The organism is Nonomuraea sp. NPDC049400, from assembly GCF_044466425.1.
Classification (GTDB): Bacteria; Actinomycetota; Actinomycetes; order Streptosporangiales; family Streptosporangiaceae; genus Nonomuraea.
This window is the reverse complement of record NZ_JBITMP010000032.1, coordinates 18,857-35,700: the sequence shown is the minus strand read 5'-3', so window position 1 is coordinate 35,700 and position 16,844 is coordinate 18,857. Positions and strand designations below refer to the sequence as shown.

21 protein-coding genes are annotated in these 16,844 nt (G+C 72.4%); 15 read left to right on the top strand and 6 right to left on the bottom strand.

Features of this window, described 5'->3' with window-relative positions; genetic code table 11:
- Positions 1–4: 4 nt before the first annotated feature.
- Positions 5–766 (bottom strand): arylamine N-acetyltransferase, encoded by a 762-nt coding sequence (locus ACIBVN_RS38325; protein ID WP_397145084.1) that lies wholly within the window; start codon positions 764–766, stop codon positions 5–7.
- A 36-nt stretch (positions 767–802) separates the two neighbouring features.
- A complete protein-coding gene (locus ACIBVN_RS38320; protein ID WP_397145082.1) occupies positions 803–1,738 on the bottom strand; it encodes a GNAT family N-acetyltransferase in 936 nt (311 codons plus the stop codon).
- Between the two features lie 133 nt (positions 1,739–1,871).
- On the opposite strand from ACIBVN_RS38320, the gene ACIBVN_RS38315 reads away from it, so the two are divergent.
- Both ACIBVN_RS38315 and ACIBVN_RS38310 read left to right on the top strand, forming a co-directional pair.
- Positions 1,872–2,798: a hypothetical protein gene (locus tag ACIBVN_RS38315; RefSeq protein ID WP_397145080.1), complete on the top strand. Its 927-nt coding sequence runs from the start codon at positions 1,872–1,874 to the stop codon at positions 2,796–2,798.
- A 21-nt stretch (positions 2,799–2,819) separates the two neighbouring features.
- Positions 2,820–3,335, top strand: coding sequence for a hypothetical protein (locus ACIBVN_RS38310; RefSeq protein WP_397145078.1), 516 nt, complete (start codon positions 2,820–2,822; stop codon positions 3,333–3,335).
- Positions 3,336–3,413: 78 nt separating this feature from the next.
- Here ACIBVN_RS38310 and ACIBVN_RS38305 read toward each other — a convergent pair whose 3' ends face one another.
- Entirely contained in the window at positions 3,414–4,208 is a 795-nt protein-coding gene (locus tag ACIBVN_RS38305; RefSeq protein WP_397145076.1) for a class I SAM-dependent methyltransferase, read from the bottom strand.
- A 142-nt stretch (positions 4,209–4,350) separates the two neighbouring features.
- On the opposite strand from ACIBVN_RS38305, the gene def reads away from it, so the two are divergent.
- The 5 genes from def (at position 4,351) to ACIBVN_RS38280 (ending at position 7,791) form a co-directional block, all read left to right on the top strand.
- Positions 4,351–4,890: a peptide deformylase gene (def, locus tag ACIBVN_RS38300; RefSeq protein ID WP_397145074.1), complete on the top strand. Its 540-nt coding sequence runs from the start codon at positions 4,351–4,353 to the stop codon at positions 4,888–4,890.
- A gap of 7 nt (positions 4,891–4,897) precedes the next feature.
- On the top strand, positions 4,898–5,518 hold the full coding sequence (locus ACIBVN_RS38295; RefSeq protein WP_397145072.1) for a helix-turn-helix domain-containing protein: 621 nt from the start codon (positions 4,898–4,900) through the stop codon (positions 5,516–5,518).
- Complete coding sequence (locus tag ACIBVN_RS38290) at positions 5,511–6,923, top strand: pyridoxal phosphate-dependent decarboxylase family protein (RefSeq protein ID WP_397145070.1); 1,413 nt, start codon at positions 5,511–5,513, stop codon at positions 6,921–6,923. The genes ACIBVN_RS38295 and ACIBVN_RS38290 overlap by 8 nt, the downstream gene beginning before the upstream one ends.
- A gap of 78 nt (positions 6,924–7,001) precedes the next feature.
- Positions 7,002–7,418 carry a CBS domain-containing protein gene (locus tag ACIBVN_RS38285; protein WP_397145068.1) on the top strand — a complete coding sequence of 139 codons (417 nt, stop codon included), beginning with the start codon at positions 7,002–7,004 and terminating at the stop codon, positions 7,416–7,418.
- A gap of 10 nt (positions 7,419–7,428) precedes the next feature.
- Positions 7,429–7,791: an MmcQ/YjbR family DNA-binding protein gene (locus ACIBVN_RS38280; RefSeq protein WP_397145066.1), complete on the top strand. Its 363-nt coding sequence runs from the start codon at positions 7,429–7,431 to the stop codon at positions 7,789–7,791.
- 12 nt (positions 7,792–7,803) lie between these two features.
- On the opposite strand, the gene ACIBVN_RS38275 is transcribed toward ACIBVN_RS38280, so the two are convergent.
- The 3 genes from ACIBVN_RS38275 to ACIBVN_RS38265 are packed head-to-tail and all read right to left on the bottom strand — an operon-like array spanning position 7,804 to position 10,011.
- Positions 7,804–8,376: a hypothetical protein gene (locus tag ACIBVN_RS38275; RefSeq protein ID WP_397145064.1), complete on the bottom strand. Its 573-nt coding sequence runs from the start codon at positions 8,374–8,376 to the stop codon at positions 7,804–7,806.
- A gap of 33 nt (positions 8,377–8,409) precedes the next feature.
- Positions 8,410–9,135, bottom strand: a complete 726-nt coding sequence (locus ACIBVN_RS38270; RefSeq protein ID WP_397145062.1) for a LuxR C-terminal-related transcriptional regulator — start codon at positions 9,133–9,135, stop codon at positions 8,410–8,412.
- A gap of 27 nt (positions 9,136–9,162) precedes the next feature.
- On the bottom strand, positions 9,163–10,011 hold the full coding sequence (locus tag ACIBVN_RS38265; RefSeq protein ID WP_397145239.1) for a hypothetical protein: 849 nt from the start codon (positions 10,009–10,011) through the stop codon (positions 9,163–9,165).
- Positions 10,012–10,104: 93 nt separating this feature from the next.
- Here ACIBVN_RS38265 and ACIBVN_RS38260 point away from each other — a divergent pair, with 93 nt between their 5' ends.
- Genes ACIBVN_RS38260 through ptsP form a run of 8 tightly spaced genes read left to right on the top strand, consistent with a single transcriptional unit; the run spans position 10,105 to position 16,750 of the window.
- The gene (locus ACIBVN_RS38260) at positions 10,105–10,866 is read left to right on the top strand and encodes a DeoR/GlpR family DNA-binding transcription regulator (RefSeq protein ID WP_397145060.1); all 762 of its coding nucleotides are present in this window, start codon (positions 10,105–10,107) and stop codon (positions 10,864–10,866) included.
- Positions 10,863–11,822, top strand: coding sequence for a 1-phosphofructokinase (gene pfkB, locus ACIBVN_RS38255; protein ID WP_397145058.1), 960 nt, complete (start codon positions 10,863–10,865; stop codon positions 11,820–11,822). The genes ACIBVN_RS38260 and pfkB overlap by 4 nt, the downstream gene beginning before the upstream one ends.
- A 33-nt stretch (positions 11,823–11,855) precedes the next feature.
- Entirely contained in the window at positions 11,856–12,977 is a 1,122-nt protein-coding gene (mtlA, locus tag ACIBVN_RS38250; RefSeq protein ID WP_397145056.1) for a mannitol-specific PTS transporter subunit IIC, read from the top strand.
- A 3-nt stretch (positions 12,978–12,980) separates the two neighbouring features.
- On the top strand, positions 12,981–13,289 hold the full coding sequence (locus tag ACIBVN_RS38245; protein WP_397145054.1) for a PTS lactose transporter subunit IIB: 309 nt from the start codon (positions 12,981–12,983) through the stop codon (positions 13,287–13,289).
- Positions 13,282–13,710: a PTS sugar transporter subunit IIA gene (locus ACIBVN_RS38240; RefSeq protein WP_397145052.1), complete on the top strand. Its 429-nt coding sequence runs from the start codon at positions 13,282–13,284 to the stop codon at positions 13,708–13,710. Before ACIBVN_RS38245 ends, ACIBVN_RS38240 begins: the two co-directional genes overlap by 8 nt.
- Complete coding sequence (locus tag ACIBVN_RS38235; protein WP_397145050.1) at positions 13,707–14,711, top strand: zinc-dependent dehydrogenase; 1,005 nt, start codon at positions 13,707–13,709, stop codon at positions 14,709–14,711. Before ACIBVN_RS38240 ends, ACIBVN_RS38235 begins: the two co-directional genes overlap by 4 nt.
- Before the next feature lie 10 nt (positions 14,712–14,721).
- A complete protein-coding gene (locus tag ACIBVN_RS38230) occupies positions 14,722–15,003 on the top strand; it encodes an HPr family phosphocarrier protein (RefSeq protein WP_397145048.1) in 282 nt (93 codons plus the stop codon).
- Positions 14,996–16,750 carry a phosphoenolpyruvate--protein phosphotransferase gene (ptsP, locus tag ACIBVN_RS38225; RefSeq protein ID WP_397145046.1) on the top strand — a complete coding sequence of 585 codons (1,755 nt, stop codon included), beginning with the start codon at positions 14,996–14,998 and terminating at the stop codon, positions 16,748–16,750. The genes ACIBVN_RS38230 and ptsP overlap by 8 nt, the downstream gene beginning before the upstream one ends.
- Positions 16,751–16,844 lie beyond the last annotated feature (94 nt).

Genomic DNA, 16,844 nt, shown 5'->3' with positions numbered 1-16,844 from the left:
GATCTCAGCCCGAGAGCCTGGGCAGCAGGGCCTCCGCGTCCGCCTGGGTGACCTGGATGCCGAGGCGGTCCCGCAGGGCCGACAGCAACTCCCCGGCGGTGGACACCGGCAGGTCCTCGATGCGGATGCGGGCGTCCGCCGTGGTCCGCTGGGCGAGCACGTGCCGGGTGAACGGCGAGTGCGGGCTGTTGGCCACGTAGAAGTTGGCCACCTCGAAGTCGCTCGGATAGTGCGGCTCGTCCGGGCGGAACGCGTACAGCTCGGACGAACCGGCGTGCAGCACCCAGAAGTCCCCGTCCCTGCCGAGCCGCCACTCCCACGAGCCCGACCGCGCGGTCGCCCCGTCCGCGAACACGATCGGCTCCACCAGCCCCTCCCCGCCGAAGCCCACGTCGGCCAGCCACGTGCGGCCGTCCGCCTCGACCGTGAGCGTGGCGTGCGAGCGCGGCAGGTGGTAGCGGCCCAGCCGGATCCTGGCCAGGTGCCGGGTCAGGGTGAAGCCGAGGCGTTCGAGCGCGGCGGCGAACAGCAGGTTGTGCTCGTGGCAGTAGCCGCCGCGCCCGCCCGTGACCAGTTTGTCCTGCAGGCTGCCCAGGTCGAGGGCGACGCCCCGGCCGAGGAGCGCGTCGAAGTTCTCGAAGGGGATGGAACGGACGTGCGCCAGGTGGACCTGGCGCAGCGTCTCGTATGTCGGCTCGAACGGGCCGCCGCACCCGATCCTGGCCAGGTACGCGTCTAAGTCGAGTTTCTCAATGTCCCACGTCATGAGATCGATCTTGGCGCGTGCGACGGCCCGCGCGCATCACGTGTTCACGGGATTCGCCGACAGGACGAGCCTGATGGCGAAGTTGCGGTAACCGGCCCGTTCGAACGCCCTGGCCATCGGCACGTTGCCGGCGTCGGTGTCCGCCGCGATCCGCTGGACGCCGCGCTCGGCGTGGCAGCGGGTGATCTCGGCGAGCAGGTCGTCGACGTACCCGTGGCCGCGGTGCTCGGGCACCACGCCGAGGTAGCCGACCACCGGGCCGCCGCTGTTGGCCGACGGCAGGGCGACCCCGACGAGGTCCCCGCTCTTGTCGTACGCCAGCCGCCACCACGACCGGTCCCCCGGCATGGACTTGTAGTCGTGCACGTCCTGGCGGGCCTGCGCCACGGGGTCCATGGTGTCCAGGGCCTGCCGCGTGTGGAAGTCGAGCGTCCCGGCCGCCACCCGCAGGAACGCCGCCACGAACACCTCGTCGTCCTCCTCGCCGCGGAACACGAGCCGGTCCGACGGCTCCGGAACGGGCCCGTCCGCCCATTCGTAGCGGAGCCGCTCCAGCTCCTCGGTCAGCCCGGCGCGGCCCGCGGCCTCCCAGCGCCAGGCGACGGCCGCCGCCGCCTTCGGATCGTCGCGCCAGCCGTTGCCGACGAACACGTGGTACTCGGGCGCCTGCCCGTACGCGTCGTGGGCGTGGCGCAGCAGCTCGGCGGCCAGTCCCACGCGGTCGTCCACCGAGGGATGGACGTAGACGCAGTCGAGCGCGAGCGGCTTGTCGCCGTCGGGGAAGCCCCACCAGACGGCGCGGGCCAGGATCTCGCCGTCGTCGGCGACGGCGAGCCAGATGCGGTCGAAGCGGTAGTTGCCGCTCTCCAGGAACGAGAGCAGCCGGTCAGGATGCGCCCAGCTGATGGACTCGTCGACGACACAGCCGAGCAGGCGGTCTAGATCTTCCTCGACCGCAGTGCGGAAAAGCACGATTCCTCCGAGAAGCAGAAGCGGATGGCGCAGTAGGCGCCCGAAGCCATGCCGAACATCTCAGCGCCTCCTTTCTCCCGACTTTTCGGCGTCCGGTGGCACTCTAACGGAAATATCGCGACAGGATGGGCTCGTGAGGTCCTACAACGACACGCTGCCCCTGCAACCTCCGGTCCGGCTGCCCGAGGAGGCCACGCTCGCGGCGGCCGTACGCGCCGCGCCCCTGGCCGAGGAGCTGAAGCCGGAAGGCTCGGACGCGGAGGTGCTGGCCTCCTGGGCGGACCACTGCCGCGAACGGCTGGCCACCGACGAGGGGCTGCTGCTGGAGCTCATCAGGATGTTCCTGTCGCGCGAGCCGCACCCGGGCCAGGCGCCCGCGGAGCTGACCGCTCTCGGCCTGGTACGGCAGGCGGAGCCGTACACGTTGAGCTGGCTCGGTTTGTGGGCGGCACGGCTGGTCATCGGGGAGACCACCGGGCAGGACGTCCCCGTCATGGGGTCGCTCGCGGACGCCGGCGCAGCGGCACTGCTGCACGGCCTGCGCTCCTACCCGGAGGCGGAACGCGGCGAGGAGCTGGCGGGCTGGCTCAAGAACCGGGACACGGAGGCGGCGGCGGCCGAGATCGCCTCGGTGCTCGGCACGGTGAGCCCGCTGAGCCGGGCGGTCGGCGTGGAGCTGCTGTCCTCGGACTTCGGGGAGCCAGGCCGCCTGGCGCTGTCGGGGCTGCTGGAAGAGCCCAAGCTCGGGGCGGTGATCGCCGCCAGGACGGGACGCGAGGACCGCCAGCCCGCGCCGGGCGAGATCGCGTGGGTGCTGGTGGACATGGCGGCGGCGCTGCTGGAGTTCGGGGGCGAGACGGGAGAGGTGATCGAGTCGATCGCCATGGGGATGGACGCGGAGGAGCAGGCGGGCACGATCGCGATCCTGGCGTTCGGCGACCATCCCTGGACGGGGCAGGTGCTGCGGGTGTTCATCGACCACCATCCCGACGAACGCGTCGCCGCCGCGGCCCGCAAGGCCCTGCGCCGGCTGCACGGGCTGGCGGACGTACGCGCCTAGAGGTTCTGTAGAGTCGGGTCGGTGACGACGCATTCGATCTTCCCGCAGGCCGGCATCCTGGGTGACGCGTTCGCCTGCGAGTGCGGCGTCGTGCTGGCCGGGCGGATGACGGCCGAGCTGCACGCCGCCGAGAACGGGCTGTGCTCGGTCTGCCTCGGATCCGCCCAGGAGGAGGTGGCGCCCGGGCTGACGCGCGGCTGCACGGCCTGCGCGGCCACCGGGCGCCGCAAGGAGCAGATCACCTGGCAGCTCGCGTACGCCGAGGCCGAGCAGCTCATCACCATGGCCATCGTGCGCGGGATCGTGGCCGGGTTCGAGGGGCCGTTCCACCTGTCGGAGATCGCCGACGCGGTGCGGTCCGGGCTGGGGCTGCCCGCGGGGCGGCTGCCGGTCGGGCCGCGGGTCCGCGACCTGCTGCTGGAGCTGCAGGCCGCGGGCGAGATCACCATGCTGTCAGCGCCCGACGAGATGATCGGCGCCGACATGGTCCTCTACCGCGACCCGCAGTGGCAGCGGGCCCGCACACTCGGCCTGTGACCCGCCCGCCGCGGCGGCGCGCCCGCGCTGTCGGGGGGTCGGGCGGGCGGCTGGTGACCAGCTCGCGGTGAAGGCTCGTCAGGCGCGGCAGAGGATCTCGCCGTGCAGGATGGATATCCAACCGTCCTCGGCCTGCGCCCACTTCAGCCAGCCCTCCGAGATCCGCCGCAGGTCCGCCTCCGTGGCCGCCCCGCTCGCCAGGGCCTGCTCGGCCATGGCCGAGCGCAGGATCCGCTCCGCCCACATCCCGCCCCACCAGGCCCGGTCGTCGGGCGTGGCGAAGCACCAGGTCGAGGAGGTGGCCGTCACGTCGGTGAAGCCCGCCGCCCTGGCCCACGACAGCAGCCGCCGCCCCGCGTCCGGCTCGCCGCCGTTCCCCCGCGCGACCTTCTGGTAGAGCGCCAGCCATTCGTCCAGCTCCGGCAGCAGCGGATACCACGTGAACGCGGAGTAGTCGCTGTCGCGCACCGCCACGTACCCCGTCGGCTTGGTCACCCTGCGCATCTCCCGCAGCGCCAGCACCGGGTCGCCCACGTGCTGCAGCACCTGGTGCGCGTGCACCACGCAGAATGTGTCATCGGGGAAGTCCAGCGCGTGCACGTCCGCGACGGCGAAGTCCACATTGTCCACTCCCCTGGCGCTCAGCTCGGCCCTGGCCAGGCCGAGCGCCTCCTCGGTCACCTCCGATGCCGTCAGGTGCCCGACCAGCCCCGCCAGGTCGGCGGTGATCGTGCCCGGCCCGCTGCCCACGTCCAGCACCTTCATGTGCGGCTTGAGGTGGGGCAGCAGGTACGCGGCCGAGTTCTCCGCCGTGCGCCAGCGGTGCGAGCGCAACACCGACTCATGGTGGCCATGCGTGTAGACGGCATCCATCGCCAAACTCCTTCGTTCCGCTCCGATGCGGAACACCTTAGCGCTTGTCTCATTATCCAAGAAGAAATGTCTTGGATAATGAGACGCGATGGGACCGTAAACTTGTTGCGAAACGTTCGCAATCTCCAGAGAGGCGTTGGTCGTGGGAGAGGTCCGGCCGATCGTGCACGTGGGCGACCCGGTGCTACATAACCCGTGCGAGCCGGTCACCCGGTTCGACGGCGAGTTGAAGGCGCTGGTGGACGACATGTTCGCGAGCATGTACGCGGCGGACGGCGTGGGCCTGGCCGCCAACCAGATCGGCGTGCCGCTGCGCGTGTTCATCTACGACTGCCCGGACGCGGACGGACAGCACCACAAGGGCGTGGTCGTCAACCCCACGCTGGAGCTTCCGGAGGTGGGCGAGCGCCGCCTCGACCCGGGCGACGAGGGCTGCCTGTCGGTGCCCGGCCAGTACGCGCCGCTCCCCCGAGCCGACCACGCCACCGTGCACGGCTTCGACGCCGACGGGGAGCCCGTCTCCGTCACAGGCACGGGGCTGCTGGCCCGCTGCCTCCAGCACGAGACCGACCACCTCGACGGCCACCTGTACATCGACCGCCTTCCGGCCAAGCGCCGCAAGCAGGTGCTGGCCGCGTACAAGGAGGCCCATTCCGCTATCGCGGACAAAACACCGCTATAGTGGAGGAATGGAAGGCGAAGGGGTCCTGTCCAGCGGCCTGTCGATGGCCGAGCTGGGGCTGCGGATCCGCACGGAGCGGCGGGCCCGCGGGCTGACCGTCGAGCGGCTGGCCGCGCTGAGCGGCATCAGCCGGAGCATGGTCTCGGAGGTCGAGCGGGGCGCCAAGACGCCGACCGTGCTGGTGCTCGACCGGCTGGCCACGGCGCTCGGCACGTCGATCGCCCGGCTGCTCGACGAGCCGGCGCACGCGGCGATGCGGGTGCTGCGCCACGCCGAGCAGCGCGTGCTGCGAGACCCGTCGGGCTGGGAGCGGCGGGTGCTGTCACCGGTGCTGGCGGACGTGGAGTTCGAGTTCATGCGGACGACCATCGGGCCCGGCGTGGACGCGGGCGAGTTCGCGCCGCACGCGCCGGGGTCGCGGGAGTATCTCGCGGTCGAGCAGGGCAGCCTGCGGCTCACGATCAACGGCAGGCCGCATGAGCTGGGGACCGGCGACTCGGTCTACTACCCGGGCGACTGCCGCCACGCCTTCGCCAACGACGGCGTCACCGACTGCGTCTACTACCTCGCGATGGAGCTGGGCGGCGCCGGGCAGCACGAACCCTGGAAGGAATCGCACGATGGCTGACCTCCACCCGTCCGCCACCACGGCCCACGAGCTGCGCAGAGCCGCAGAGATCACGGCCGAGCACCTGGCGGGACTCGGCGACCGGCCCGTGTGGCAGCCCGTGCCGGACGCCGCACGCGCCTGGCTGAGCGGCCAGGACCTGCCCGAGCACGGGCGGGCGCTCGGCGAGCTGCTCGAGGACGCCCGCAGGCATGTGCTGCCGTACCCGATGGGCAACGGCCACCCCCGCTTCTTCGGCTGGGTGAACTCCCCGCCCAACCCCGCGGGCGTGCTCGTCGAGCCGCTGGCCGCCGCCCTGAACCCGAGCTGCGCCGGGGGCGACCACGCGGGCCCGCACCTGGAGCGCACGGTGGTGCGCTGGCTGGCCGGGCTGGTCGGCTTCCCGCACCCGCCCGGCGGCGGGCTGCTGACCAGCGGCGCGTCCATGGCCACCGTGATCTGCCTGGCCACCGCGCGCCAACGGGCGGCGCTGGCCGACGGCTGGGACGCCCGCGAGGAGGGCCTGTCCGGGCGGCCGCCCATGGTCATGTACGTCACCGAGGAGGGCCACAGCTGCCTGCACAAGGCCGCCCAGCTCCTCGGCCTCGGAACGCGGCAGGTCCGCACGGTCCCGGTGGACGGCGCGTACCGGATGGACGTGGGCGCCCTCCGCACCATGATCGAAGAGGACCTCCGGAGCGGCCTGCGGCCGTTCTGCGTGGCGGGCAGCGCGGGCACCGTCAACTCCGGCGCGGTTGACCCGCTCGACGAGATCGCCGGCGTGGCGGCCGAGCACGGGCTCTGGTTCCACGTGGACGGCGCGTACGGCGCGCTCGGCGTGCTGGCCGACGGCGCGGCGCCGCACTACGCGGGCCTGGACCGGGCCGACTCGCTGGCCCTGGACCCGCACAAGTGGCTGGGCGTCCCGGTGGGCTGCGGCTGCGCGCTGCTGCGCGACCCTGGGGCGGCGCGGGCCGCGTTCAGCCTGGTGCCGTCGTACCTGATCGACGACAACGCGGACGATCTGGGGTGGTTCTCCGAGTACGGACCCGAGCAGACCCGCCCGTTCCGCGCACTGAAGACCTGGGCCACGCTGTCGCACCTGGGCCGCTCCGGCGTCACCCGGCTGGTGAACCACACGGCGGGGCTGGCCCGCACGCTCGCCGCCATGATCGAGGAGGCGGACGACTTCGAGCTGCTCGTCCCGGTCACCACCTCGATCACCGCCTTCCGGTACACCCCCGGCTCGGATGCCGTCAACCGGGCGATCCCGGGCGCGGTGCAGGCGCGCGGCAACGCGTTCATCACCGGCACCCGGCTGGGCGGCCGCGACGCGCTGCGGGCGTGCTTCCTGCACCCGGACACCACCGAGCACGATCTGGTCGTCCTGCTCGACGAGATCCGCCTGGCGGCCAAGACCCTCTAGCCGAACGCAGAGACACGACGTGAATCGCGTGCCTGCTCGGGTAGGGGGTCGGCCCGACCGATCGAGCAGGAGGCTCCCATGGCGAAGACCGTGGCCGATGTGATGACGTCCCACCCCGCGACGGTTGAGGCCGACCAGCCGGTGTCCGCCGCGGCGGAGCTGATGCGCGACAACGACGCGGGCGCCGTGATCGTCAACGACAACGGGCGCATGCAGGGCATCATCACCGACCGCGACATCACCGTGCGGGTGGTCGCCGCGGGCAAGCCGCCCCAGACGCCGGTACGCGAGGCGTGCAGCCCGTACGTCGAGGCCATCGATCCGGACACCACCATCGACCAGGCGGTCGGGCTCATGCGTTCGCACGCCGTGCGGCGCCTTCCGGTGGTCGAGGACGGCCGCGCGGTCGGCATCGTCAGCCTCGGCGACCTGGCCCTCGAGCGCGACCCCAACTCTGCGCTCGCTGACATTTCGGCCGCGGAGGGCAACCAGTAACGTTTGCCGCGTGGTCACAGTCGACGATGTACGGCAGTTCGCGCGCACGCTCCCGCGCTCCTCGGAGCACCTCATCCGGGACCGGGTGAAGTTCCGGGTAGGCAAGATCGTCTACGTGGCGTTCTCGCGGGACGAGACGCTGATGGGCTTCGGGTTCCCCAAGGAGGAGCGCGCGGCGCTGGTTGCGGCCGAGCCGGACAAGTTCCTCATGCCGGGGGAGTCCGACATGCGCTTCAACTGGGTCGTGGGGCGCGTGGCCGCCCTCGACGTGGCCGAGATGCGGGAGCTGGTGCTGGAGGCCTGGCGGATGTGCGTGCCGAAGAAGGTGCGCCTGGAGCAGGAGGCCCTTCAGTCCGGCCGGACGCCTTCTTAGTCCAGTGGAGCGCTAGGCCGTCCGAGTCGTCACAGCACGCCAGCCGAAGGAGACAGCGCCGATCAGCAGCACCACCCCGGACAGCACGCCGCTGACGAACGGTACCCAAGCGACGGCGGCCGTCAAGGCCAGAACCAGACCGCCGGCGCCGAGCAGGGTGAGAGCCACCCCAGGCACGGCGATCCCCCAGTCCTTCCAGACCGGCGCCAATGCGATGAAATGCACGCCCACCACCAATGCCACCCACGCCACGTTGGCCTGCTCGGGACTTCCCCAAGCGGCCAGCACCCGAAGCCCGCCGAAGAGCAGGATCGCCTCGGCGGCGACGACGATCAGGTAGCCGCGGCTGAACATGTTCCGCTGCGGTCCCGCGGCGGACCGCTCCCTCCTGGCGGTGGCGAACCACATGCCGATGACGCTCGCGGCCGCCAGGCAGGCGGCTGCCCGCAGAAGGTTCACTGCCACGGCGTTCAGCGGGGCCTGCGCGTTGACGACGACGAAAGTCGCGCCGAAGATCGCGCCAATCAGTAATCCAGTCATTCGTTGCATGACGTCATTGAACTTCGCCCGGGATTTCGCCTGCATGGGGGCTAGGGCGAGATCGTGGTGGGCTTGGCACTACCTCACCGTGCCGCGCAGGTAGGCGAGCACCGCCAGCACCCGCCGGTTGTCGTCAGCGGTTTCAGGCAGCTCGAGCTTGGCGAACAAGCTGGCCACGTGCTTGCCGACGGCCGCCTCCGTGATCGACAGGGCGCGTGCGACGGCGCTGTTGGAGCGCCCCTCGGCGATCAGGGCGAGCACCTCGCGTTCGCGGCCGCTCAGCCTGTGCGTCGGCTCGCCGACCTCCCTGGCCGTCGCCCAGGTCCGCTCGAACAGGTCGATGAGAGTGGTGAGGAGACTCTGCTGCCTGATCACCAGAGTGCCCGGCGCGTAGGTGAAGGGGGTCATCCGCAGGAACGCCACAGCACGATCGAAGATGAGCACCTGTTGAATCGGCTCGTCGACGACCCGGTGCAAGTCACCCGAGGCATGCAACTGCCTGGTCCGGGCCGCCTTGCGCGGGTCGTCCAGCACGCTCGCGTGCACGATCGTGCGCATCGTCATGCCACGCTCCAGGGCATCGAGCACCCTGCGTCTGCTCTTCTGCTCCTGGGAGCCCTTCTCCGTCGAGCCCAAAGGCTGCATGGCGCGCAGCTCGCCGGCCGCGGGGACGACCTGCGCGATCTGCTCCCGGACGAGCGCATCGTCATCCACCCGCTCGACGTCGACGGGGATTCCTCGTAGTTCGCCCACCACCGCTTCCAGACGATGGACAAGCTGGGCCAACGATGCGCTGTCGTCCATAGGTCTCCCTGTACGGCGTGAGGGCGTCTAGGACAGGCCCCGGTACAGCTCGCCCGTCAGCTTGGTGATGCGCTTGACCGAGGCGCCCCACGTGCCGCCCGCCGGGTGCGCCGTCAGCACCGCCACGATGTACCGCTCGTTCTTGCCCACCAGCCCCGTCGTGTGCAGCACCGGGCGGCCGTAGTCGGGCACGCCCGTGCCGGCGGCGCGCTGGGAGATCCACGAGATGGGCGCCCCGACGGCCCTGGCGTCGGAGCAGCGCGTGGGCGGGGTCGTGCCGAAGCCCGACCAGCCCTGCTTGACCGCCCATGGCCGCGGCACCGCGTCGGGGATGCCGAACGTCTGGTCGAAGCCGTCGGTCCCGCACGGCGTGGCGCGCCGCAGGTGACCCAGGATCGTGTCCCTGACCTTGGCGTCGGCCGTGTCGAGCAGGTAGCGGTAGGTCCGCACGATGTCGTACGCGCTCAGCGAGGTGTAACCCCAGAACCCGGGCTTCGAGGCGGGCGGCGGCGCGGTGTCGGACAGGCCGAGCTTGCGCGCCATGCGCACGATGATCTGCCCCTTGCCGGCGCGGTCCCAGAACGTCGAGGCCGCGCCGTCGTCGCTGGAGCGCAGCATGACCTTCAGGAGCCCGGCGTCGGCGGCGGGCACGCTCTTGCGCCGCTCCAGGTAGTCGATCGCGATGAGGATCTTGACGACCGAGGCCGAGCGGAACTTCCGATGCGCGTTGCGCGTGGCCGTGAACTTGCCCGCCTGCCGGTCGAACACCAGCCACGACGCCGTGGTGCCCGCGGGCACCGTCGGGGCGGCGTGGGCGGGCGAGGCCAGCCCGACGACGAAGGGGACGGCCGCCGCGGCGGCGGCCAGGGGCTTCATTCGCACTCGCTATACCTACCAGCCCTTGACGCTCCAACGGAAACGGGTATAAAAGCAGAAGAAACCAACCCGAAACGGCGGTGAATCAACATCATGTACGCCGAGGAGCGGCAGCAGGAGATCCTGCGCAGGGCGCGGTCCGCGGGCCGCGTCGACGTGGTGACGCTGGCCGCCGAGCTCGACGTGACCACCGAGACGATCCGCCGCGACCTCACCTCGCTGGAGCGGGCGGGCGTGCTGCGCCGGGTGCACGGGGGCGCGATCCCCGTGGAGCGCCTGGGGTTCGAGCCCGCGCTGGCCGCCCGCGACGAGGTGATGACCGCCGAGAAGGAGCGCATCGCGAAGGCCGCGCTGGCCGAGCTGCCCGAGGACGGTTCCGTGATCATCGACGCGGGCACCACCACGGGCCGCCTCGTCAAGGTGCTGCCCGCCGACCGCGAGCTCACCGTGGTGGTGAACTCGCCGCCGCTGGCCACCGCGCTGGCCGCCCGCGCCAACCTGCACGTGATCATGCTGGGCGGCCGGGTCCGCGGCAAGACCCTGGCCACGGTCGACGACTGGGCGCTGCGCCCGCTCGCCGGCCTCAACGTGGACGTGGCCTTCATGGCGACCAACGGCTGCTCGCTCACCAGGGGCCTGACCACGCCCGACCCGGCGGAGGCGGCGATCAAGCAGGCCATGGTGCGGGCCGCGCAGCGCAGCGTGCTGCTGGCCGACCACACGAAGTTCACGAACACATACCTGGCCAGGTTCGCCGACCTGGGCGAGATCGATGTGGTGATCTCCGACACCGGGCTCGACGCCGCCCTGGCCGCCGATCTCGCGGCGGCGGGCCCCGAGGTGATCAGGGCATGATCCTCACCCTGACGCTCAACCCGAGCCTCGACCGCACCATCGAGATCGCCGCGCTCGACCGGGGCGCGGTCATCCGCGCCGCCGCAGCCCGCCTGGACCCGGGCGGCAAGGGCGTGAACGTCTCACGCGCGCTGCTGGCCAACGCCGTGGCGAGCCGGGCGGTGGTGCCGTTCGGCGGGGACGAGGGCAGGCAGCTCGTACGCCTCCTCGCGGCGGAGGGGCTCGACATGGTCACCGTCCCGGTGGCCGGCCCGACCAGGTCGAACGTCACGCTGGCCGAGCCCGACGGCACGGTCACCAAGATCAACGAACCGGGCACGGCGCTGTCGGCCGGGGAGCTCGACACGATCGCCGACGCCGTGCTCGATGCCGCCCACGAGGCCGACTGGGTGGTCGCCTCGGGCAGCCTGCCGCCCGAGGTCCCCGCCGACGTCTACGCCCGGCTGTGCCGCAGGTTCGCGGGGGCGGGCATCCACGTGGCGGTCGACACCAGCGGCCCGGCGCTCGCCTGCGCGCTCGGCGCCGCGCCCGCGCTGGTCAAGCCGAACCTCGAGGAGCTCTCCGGCGCCACCGGCATGCCCATCCGCCGTCTCGGCGACGTGGTGAAAGCCGCGGGCAAGCTGCGGGCCGCGGGCGCGCGTGCCGTGCTGGCCAGCCTGGGCGCCGACGGCGCCGTACTCGTCGAGGACCAGGGCATCTGGTACGGCGAGGCGCCCGTCACCGAGCCGCGCAGCTCCGTCGGCGCCGGCGACGCCATGCTGGCCGGATTCCTCGCCGGCGGCGGGCACGGCCCGGACGCACTGGCGCGGGCGCTGGCCTGGGGCGCCGCGGCGGTCCGGATGCCCGGCAGCCGCATGCCGGGCCCCGCCGACATCGCCGCCGCCGGCATCGACCCCGCCGCCGTCACCGTCCACCCGCCGGACCCGTCCCGCCCTCTCACCCCGCACCACGGCTGATCAACTGCTCATCCCCCCGAAGGAGCAAGTCCCATGGCCGACAGTTACACTCCCCCGGTCACCGGAACCGGTGTCAAGGCCACCATCCAGCGCATCGGCGGCCACCTGGCCGGCATGATCATGCCGAACATCGGCGCGTTCATCGCCTGGGGCCTGATCACCGCGCTCTTCATTCCGACCGGCTGGCTGCCCAACGAGACGCTCGCGAAGATGGTCAGCCCGATCATCTCGACCCTGCTGCCGGTCCTCATCGCCTACACCGGCGGCCGGATGGTGCACGGGCAGCGCGGCGCGGTCGTGGGCGCGGTGGCGGTGATGGGCGTCGTGGTGGGCACGGACGCGCCGATGTTCCTCGGCGCGATGATCATCGGCCCGCTCACCGCCCTGATCCTGAAATATGTGGACAAGTTCACGGAGCAGCGGACCAAGGCCGGGTTCGAGATGCTCGTGGACAACTTCTCCGCCGGCATCGTGGGCGGCGCGATGGCCGTGGTCGGGATGCTCGGCATCGGCCCGGTCGTCCAGGCGGTCACCACGGCCGCCGGCCATGCCGTGAGCTGGCTGATCGGCCACAACCTGCTCCCCGTGGCCTCCGTGCTGATCGAGCCCGCCAAGGTGCTGTTCCTGAACAACGCCATCAACCACGGCGTGCTCGGCCCGCTCGGCGTCGCCCAGGCGGCTGAGACGGGCAAGTCGATCCTGTTCATGCTGGAGTCGAATCCGGGTCCCGGCCTCGGGCTGCTGCTGGCCTACCTGCTGTTCGGCCCGCGCGAGCTGCGCCCGAGCACGCCCGCCGCCATGATCATCCACTTCTTCGGCGGGATCCACGAGATCTACTTCCCGTACGTGCTCATGAAGCCCCGCCTCATCCTGGCCGTCATCGCGGGCGGCGCGGCCGGGGTGTTCACGTTCATGGTCACCGGAGCCGGTCTGGTGGCCACGCCGTCGCCCGGCAGCATCTTCGCCTACGTCGCGGTCACCCCGAAGGGCGGCTGGCTCGGCTCCAGCCTGGGGATCCTCGTGGCCACGGGCGCGTCGTTCGCCGTCGCCGCGATCCTGCTCGGCTTCGGCAGGGGCGAGAAGAAGGACGAGCCCGAGGGCTCGCAGGAAGCCGTCACCGAACCCGCCGCTGAACCCGCCAACAGGGAGGCCTGAGCCATGGCAGGCATCGACAGCAGGGACATTCGCAAGATCATCGTGGCCTGCGACGCGGGCATGGGCAGCAGCGTGATGCTCGCCTCCACGCTGCGCAAGCAGCTCAAGGAGACCGGCGTCAGCGTCGAGCACACGCCCGTGAACTCCATCCCCGACGACGCCGACGTGGTCCTGTGCCACGCCGGGCTGGCCGCCCGCGCCAGGGCCGCCGCCCCCGGGAAGGTGCTGGTCTCGTTCCAGATCTTCCTCGGCGACCCGGCCGTGACCAGGCTGGTGAACACGATCAAGAACGGCGGCACGGTCGATGCGTGACGGCCTGCTCGACCCGCGGGCCGTGCTGCTGCACGAGAGCGCCCCCGACCGCGCCGCGGCCATCCGCCGGTGCGGGCGGGCGCTGGTCGAGGTGGGGGCGGTCGCGGAGCCGTACGTCGAGGCGATGCTCGAGCGGGAGCGGACGATCTCCACGTACGTCGGCGAGGGCGTGGCCATCCCGCACGGGACGAACGCCGCCAAGGAGGACGTCAAGCGCGACGCCATCTGCGTGGTCCGCTTCCCCAGCGGGGTCGACTGGGACGGCGAGCAGGTCACGCTCTGCGTCGGCATCGCGGCCAAGGACGACGGCCACGTGCCGCTGCTCGCGGCGCTGGCCGAGATCCTGCTCGACCCCGACCGCGCCAGGACGCTGCGCGAAGCCACAGAAGTCTCACAAGTGATGAAGGAGCTCACAGCGTGAAGGTCGCCAGATTCCACGCTCCCGGCGACATCAGGATCGAGGACGCGCCCGAGCCCGTCGCCGGGCCCGGCGAGCTGAAGATCCGGGTACGCAACTGCTCGACGTGCGGCACGGACGCCAAGATCCTCAAGTTCGGGCACCACCACATCAGGCCGCCCCGGGTGATGGGCCACGAGATCGCCGGCGAGGTCGTGGACACGGGCGCCCGGGTGCAGGTGATCGCCGCGATCCCGTGCGGCACGTGCGCCGAATGCCGGCGGGGCCGCCTGACGGTCTGCCCCAACCAGGAGTCGATGGGCTACCACTACGACGGCGGCTTCGCCGAGTACATGGTGATCCCCGCCAAGGTGCTGGCCGTGAACGGCGTCAACGCGATCCCGCCCGGCGTCGGCTTCGCCGAGGCGTCGGTGGCCGAGCCCCTCGCGTGCGTGCTGAACGGCCAGTCGCTGGCGCGCGTGGGCGCGGGCGACGACGTGGTGGTGATGGGCGCGGGGCCGATCGGCTGCCTGCACGTACGCCTGGCGCGGGCGCGCGGCGCCGCCCGGGTCTTCCTGGTGGACGTCAACCCGCAGCGCCTGGCGATGGCGGCCGAGCTGGTGCGCCCGGACGCGGCGATCGACGCCGACCCGGTCGAACAGGTGCTCAAGCTGACCGGCGGGCGCGGCGCCGACGTGGTGATCACCGCGGCGGCCTCGGGCGCGGCGCAGGAGCAGGCGGTGCGGATGGCGGCCAGGCAGGGGCGGATCAGCTTCTTCGGCGGCCTGCCCAAGGACGACCCGCTCGTCACGATCGACTCCAACCTCGTGCACTACCGCGAGCTGACCATCGTCGGCGCGAACGGCTCCAGCCCCGCCCACAACGCCGAGGCGCTGCGGCTCGTAGCCTCGGGGGACGTGGTGGTGTCCGACCTCATCACCCACCGGCTGCCGCTGCCCCGGGTGCTCGACGGGATCGACCTCGTCAGCCGGGGCGCAGCGATCAAGGTCACCATTGAGCCCTAGGAGGTTCGGCATGGCACAGCGAACGGTGGTCGTGGCCTCTGCCAGCGGCCTGCACGCGCGCCCGGCCAAGCTGTTCGTGCAGGCGGCGGCGCGGCTGGGGGTGCCGGTGACGGTGCGGCTCGGGGAGAAGGCGGTGCCGGCGAAGAGCATGCTGGGGGTGCTGTCTCTGGGGGCCGCACGCGGCACGGAGGTGACGCTCGAGGCGGACGGGCCGGGGGCGGAGGAGGCGCTGGACTCGCTCGCGGCGCTGCTCTCGCGCGACCTGGACGCGGAAGAGGCCCTCGATGCCTGACCCGACCCCGCCCGGCAGCGGTCCCTGGACGGAGGCCGGCGGGCGCCTGACCGGCCTCGGGGTCAGCCGCGGGCGGGCGGCGGGGCCGATGGTCCGGATGGCCGCCCCTCCGACGCTCCCCCCGCCGCGCCCGGTCACCGACCCCGCCGCCGAGGCGTCCACCGTCGCCAAGGCCCTGGCCGCGGTCGCCGCCGACCTCACTCAGCGCGCCACCGCCGCCAGACGCGCCCACAGCACGGACACCACCGGCACAGGCACCACCGGCACAGGCACCACCGGCACAGGCACCACCGGCACAGGCACCACCGGCACAGGCGCCTCCGCCACGGGCGCCCCTGGCTCGGCGGCGGGCGACGAGGCGGCGGAGATCCTTGAGGCGCTGGCCATGATCGCCGACGACCCCACGCTCCTGGAGGACGCCGAGAGCCGGGCGCGCGACGGCATGGACGCCGCACACGCCTTGGACGCGGCCTTCACCCAGCATCGGGAGGCCCTGGCCGCGCTCGGCGGCTACCTGGCCGAGCGGGCCGCCGACCTCGACGACCTCAAGCACCGGGCCGTGGCGTTCGCGCTCGGCCTCCCCATGCCGGGGCTCCCCTCCCCCGGCCACCCGTACGTGCTGGTGGCCGAGGACCTCTCTCCCGCCGACACCGCGGGCCTCGGCCCGGACGTGCTGGCGATGGTCACCGAGCGGGGCGGGCCGACGAGCCACACCGCGATCCTGGCCCGCGGCCGGGGCCTGCCCGCGGTCGTGGCCTGCGCGGGGATCACGGACGTTCCCGACGGCACGATCGTCGGCGTTGACGGCGGCACGGGCGAGATCGCCGTCGGCCTCACCGAGGAACAGGCGGCCGAGGTCAGGGAGGGCGACCGGGCGGAGCGGGCCAGGCTCGCGACCGGCCACGGCCCGGGCAGGACCAGGGACGGCCACCCGGTCAAGTTGCTGCTCAACATCGGCTCCGCCGAGGACCTGCGGCCGGGCGCGGAGGGCGTCGGGCTGTTCAGGACGGAGTTCCTGTTCCTCGACCGTACGACGGCGCCGTCGTTCGAGGAGCAGGTGGCCGCGTACGCGGAGGTGTTCGCCCAGGCGGAGACCGTGATCGTGCGGACGCTCGACGCGGGCACCGACAAACCGCTGCCCTTCCTAGGGCTGCCCGGCGAGCCGAACCCGGCCCTCGGGGTGCGCGGCCTGCGCGTGGACCGCCTGCTCCCGGACGTGCTGGACACCCAGCTCGACGCCATCGCCGAGGCGGCCCGCAAGACGGGCGCCGAGGCGTGGGTGATGGCGCCCATGGTCACCACGACGGCGGAGGCGTCCGGGTTCGCGCGGCGCGCCCGCGCCCGGGGCATCGCCAGGGTGGGCGCCATGATCGAGGTCCCGGCGGCGGCGCTGCGGGCCGGGCGGCTGCTGCGGGAGGTGGACTTCCTCAGCATCGGCACCAACGACCTGGCCCAGTACACCTTCGCCGCCGACCGCCAGCACTCCGCCCTCGCCGACCTGCTCGACCCGCGCCAGCCCGCGCTGCTCGAGCTGATCGCCATGTGCGCCGAGGCCGGGCGGGAGGCGGGCAAGCCGGTCGGGGTGTGCGGGGAGGCGGCCGGCGACCCGCTGCTCGCACCCCTGCTGGTGGGGCTCGGCGTGACGAGCCTGTCCATGGCCCCGGTGTGCGTACCGTCCGTACGCGAGGCGCTGGCGGCCCTCACGCTGGCCGACTGCCGGGAACGCGCCATGGCGGCCCTCGCCTGACCACCCGCTGACTCGGACCCCGACCACCTACGGCCGCCCACCTCCCCCGCCCCGCCAAAGGCCTCAACCACATGCGGCGGCACGCGTCACTGGG

Coding starts and splice junctions, on each gene's coding strand:
- ACIBVN_RS38325 (WP_397145084.1), bottom strand. CDS start 766: ATGACGTGGGACATTGAGAAACTCGACTTAGACGCGTACCTGGCCAGG.
- ACIBVN_RS38305 (WP_397145076.1), bottom strand. CDS start 4,208: ATGGATGCCGTCTACACGCATGGCCACCATGAGTCGGTGTTGCGCTCG.
- ACIBVN_RS38295 (WP_397145072.1), top strand. CDS start 4,898: ATGGAAGGCGAAGGGGTCCTGTCCAGCGGCCTGTCGATGGCCGAGCTG.
- ACIBVN_RS38290 (WP_397145070.1), top strand. CDS start 5,511: ATGGCTGACCTCCACCCGTCCGCCACCACGGCCCACGAGCTGCGCAGA.
- ACIBVN_RS38285 (WP_397145068.1), top strand. CDS start 7,002: ATGGCGAAGACCGTGGCCGATGTGATGACGTCCCACCCCGCGACGGTT.
- ACIBVN_RS38275 (WP_397145064.1), bottom strand. CDS start 8,376: ATGCAGGCGAAATCCCGGGCGAAGTTCAATGACGTCATGCAACGAATG.
- ACIBVN_RS38270 (WP_397145062.1), bottom strand. CDS start 9,135: ATGGACGACAGCGCATCGTTGGCCCAGCTTGTCCATCGTCTGGAAGCG.
- ACIBVN_RS38265 (WP_397145239.1), bottom strand. CDS start 10,011: ATGAAGCCCCTGGCCGCCGCCGCGGCGGCCGTCCCCTTCGTCGTCGGG.
- ACIBVN_RS38260 (WP_397145060.1), top strand. CDS start 10,105: ATGTACGCCGAGGAGCGGCAGCAGGAGATCCTGCGCAGGGCGCGGTCC.
- pfkB (WP_397145058.1), top strand. CDS start 10,863: ATGATCCTCACCCTGACGCTCAACCCGAGCCTCGACCGCACCATCGAG.
- mtlA (WP_397145056.1), top strand. CDS start 11,856: ATGGCCGACAGTTACACTCCCCCGGTCACCGGAACCGGTGTCAAGGCC.
- ACIBVN_RS38245 (WP_397145054.1), top strand. CDS start 12,981: ATGGCAGGCATCGACAGCAGGGACATTCGCAAGATCATCGTGGCCTGC.
- ACIBVN_RS38240 (WP_397145052.1), top strand. CDS start 13,282: ATGCGTGACGGCCTGCTCGACCCGCGGGCCGTGCTGCTGCACGAGAGC.
- ACIBVN_RS38230 (WP_397145048.1), top strand. CDS start 14,722: ATGGCACAGCGAACGGTGGTCGTGGCCTCTGCCAGCGGCCTGCACGCG.
- ptsP (WP_397145046.1), top strand. CDS start 14,996: ATGCCTGACCCGACCCCGCCCGGCAGCGGTCCCTGGACGGAGGCCGGC.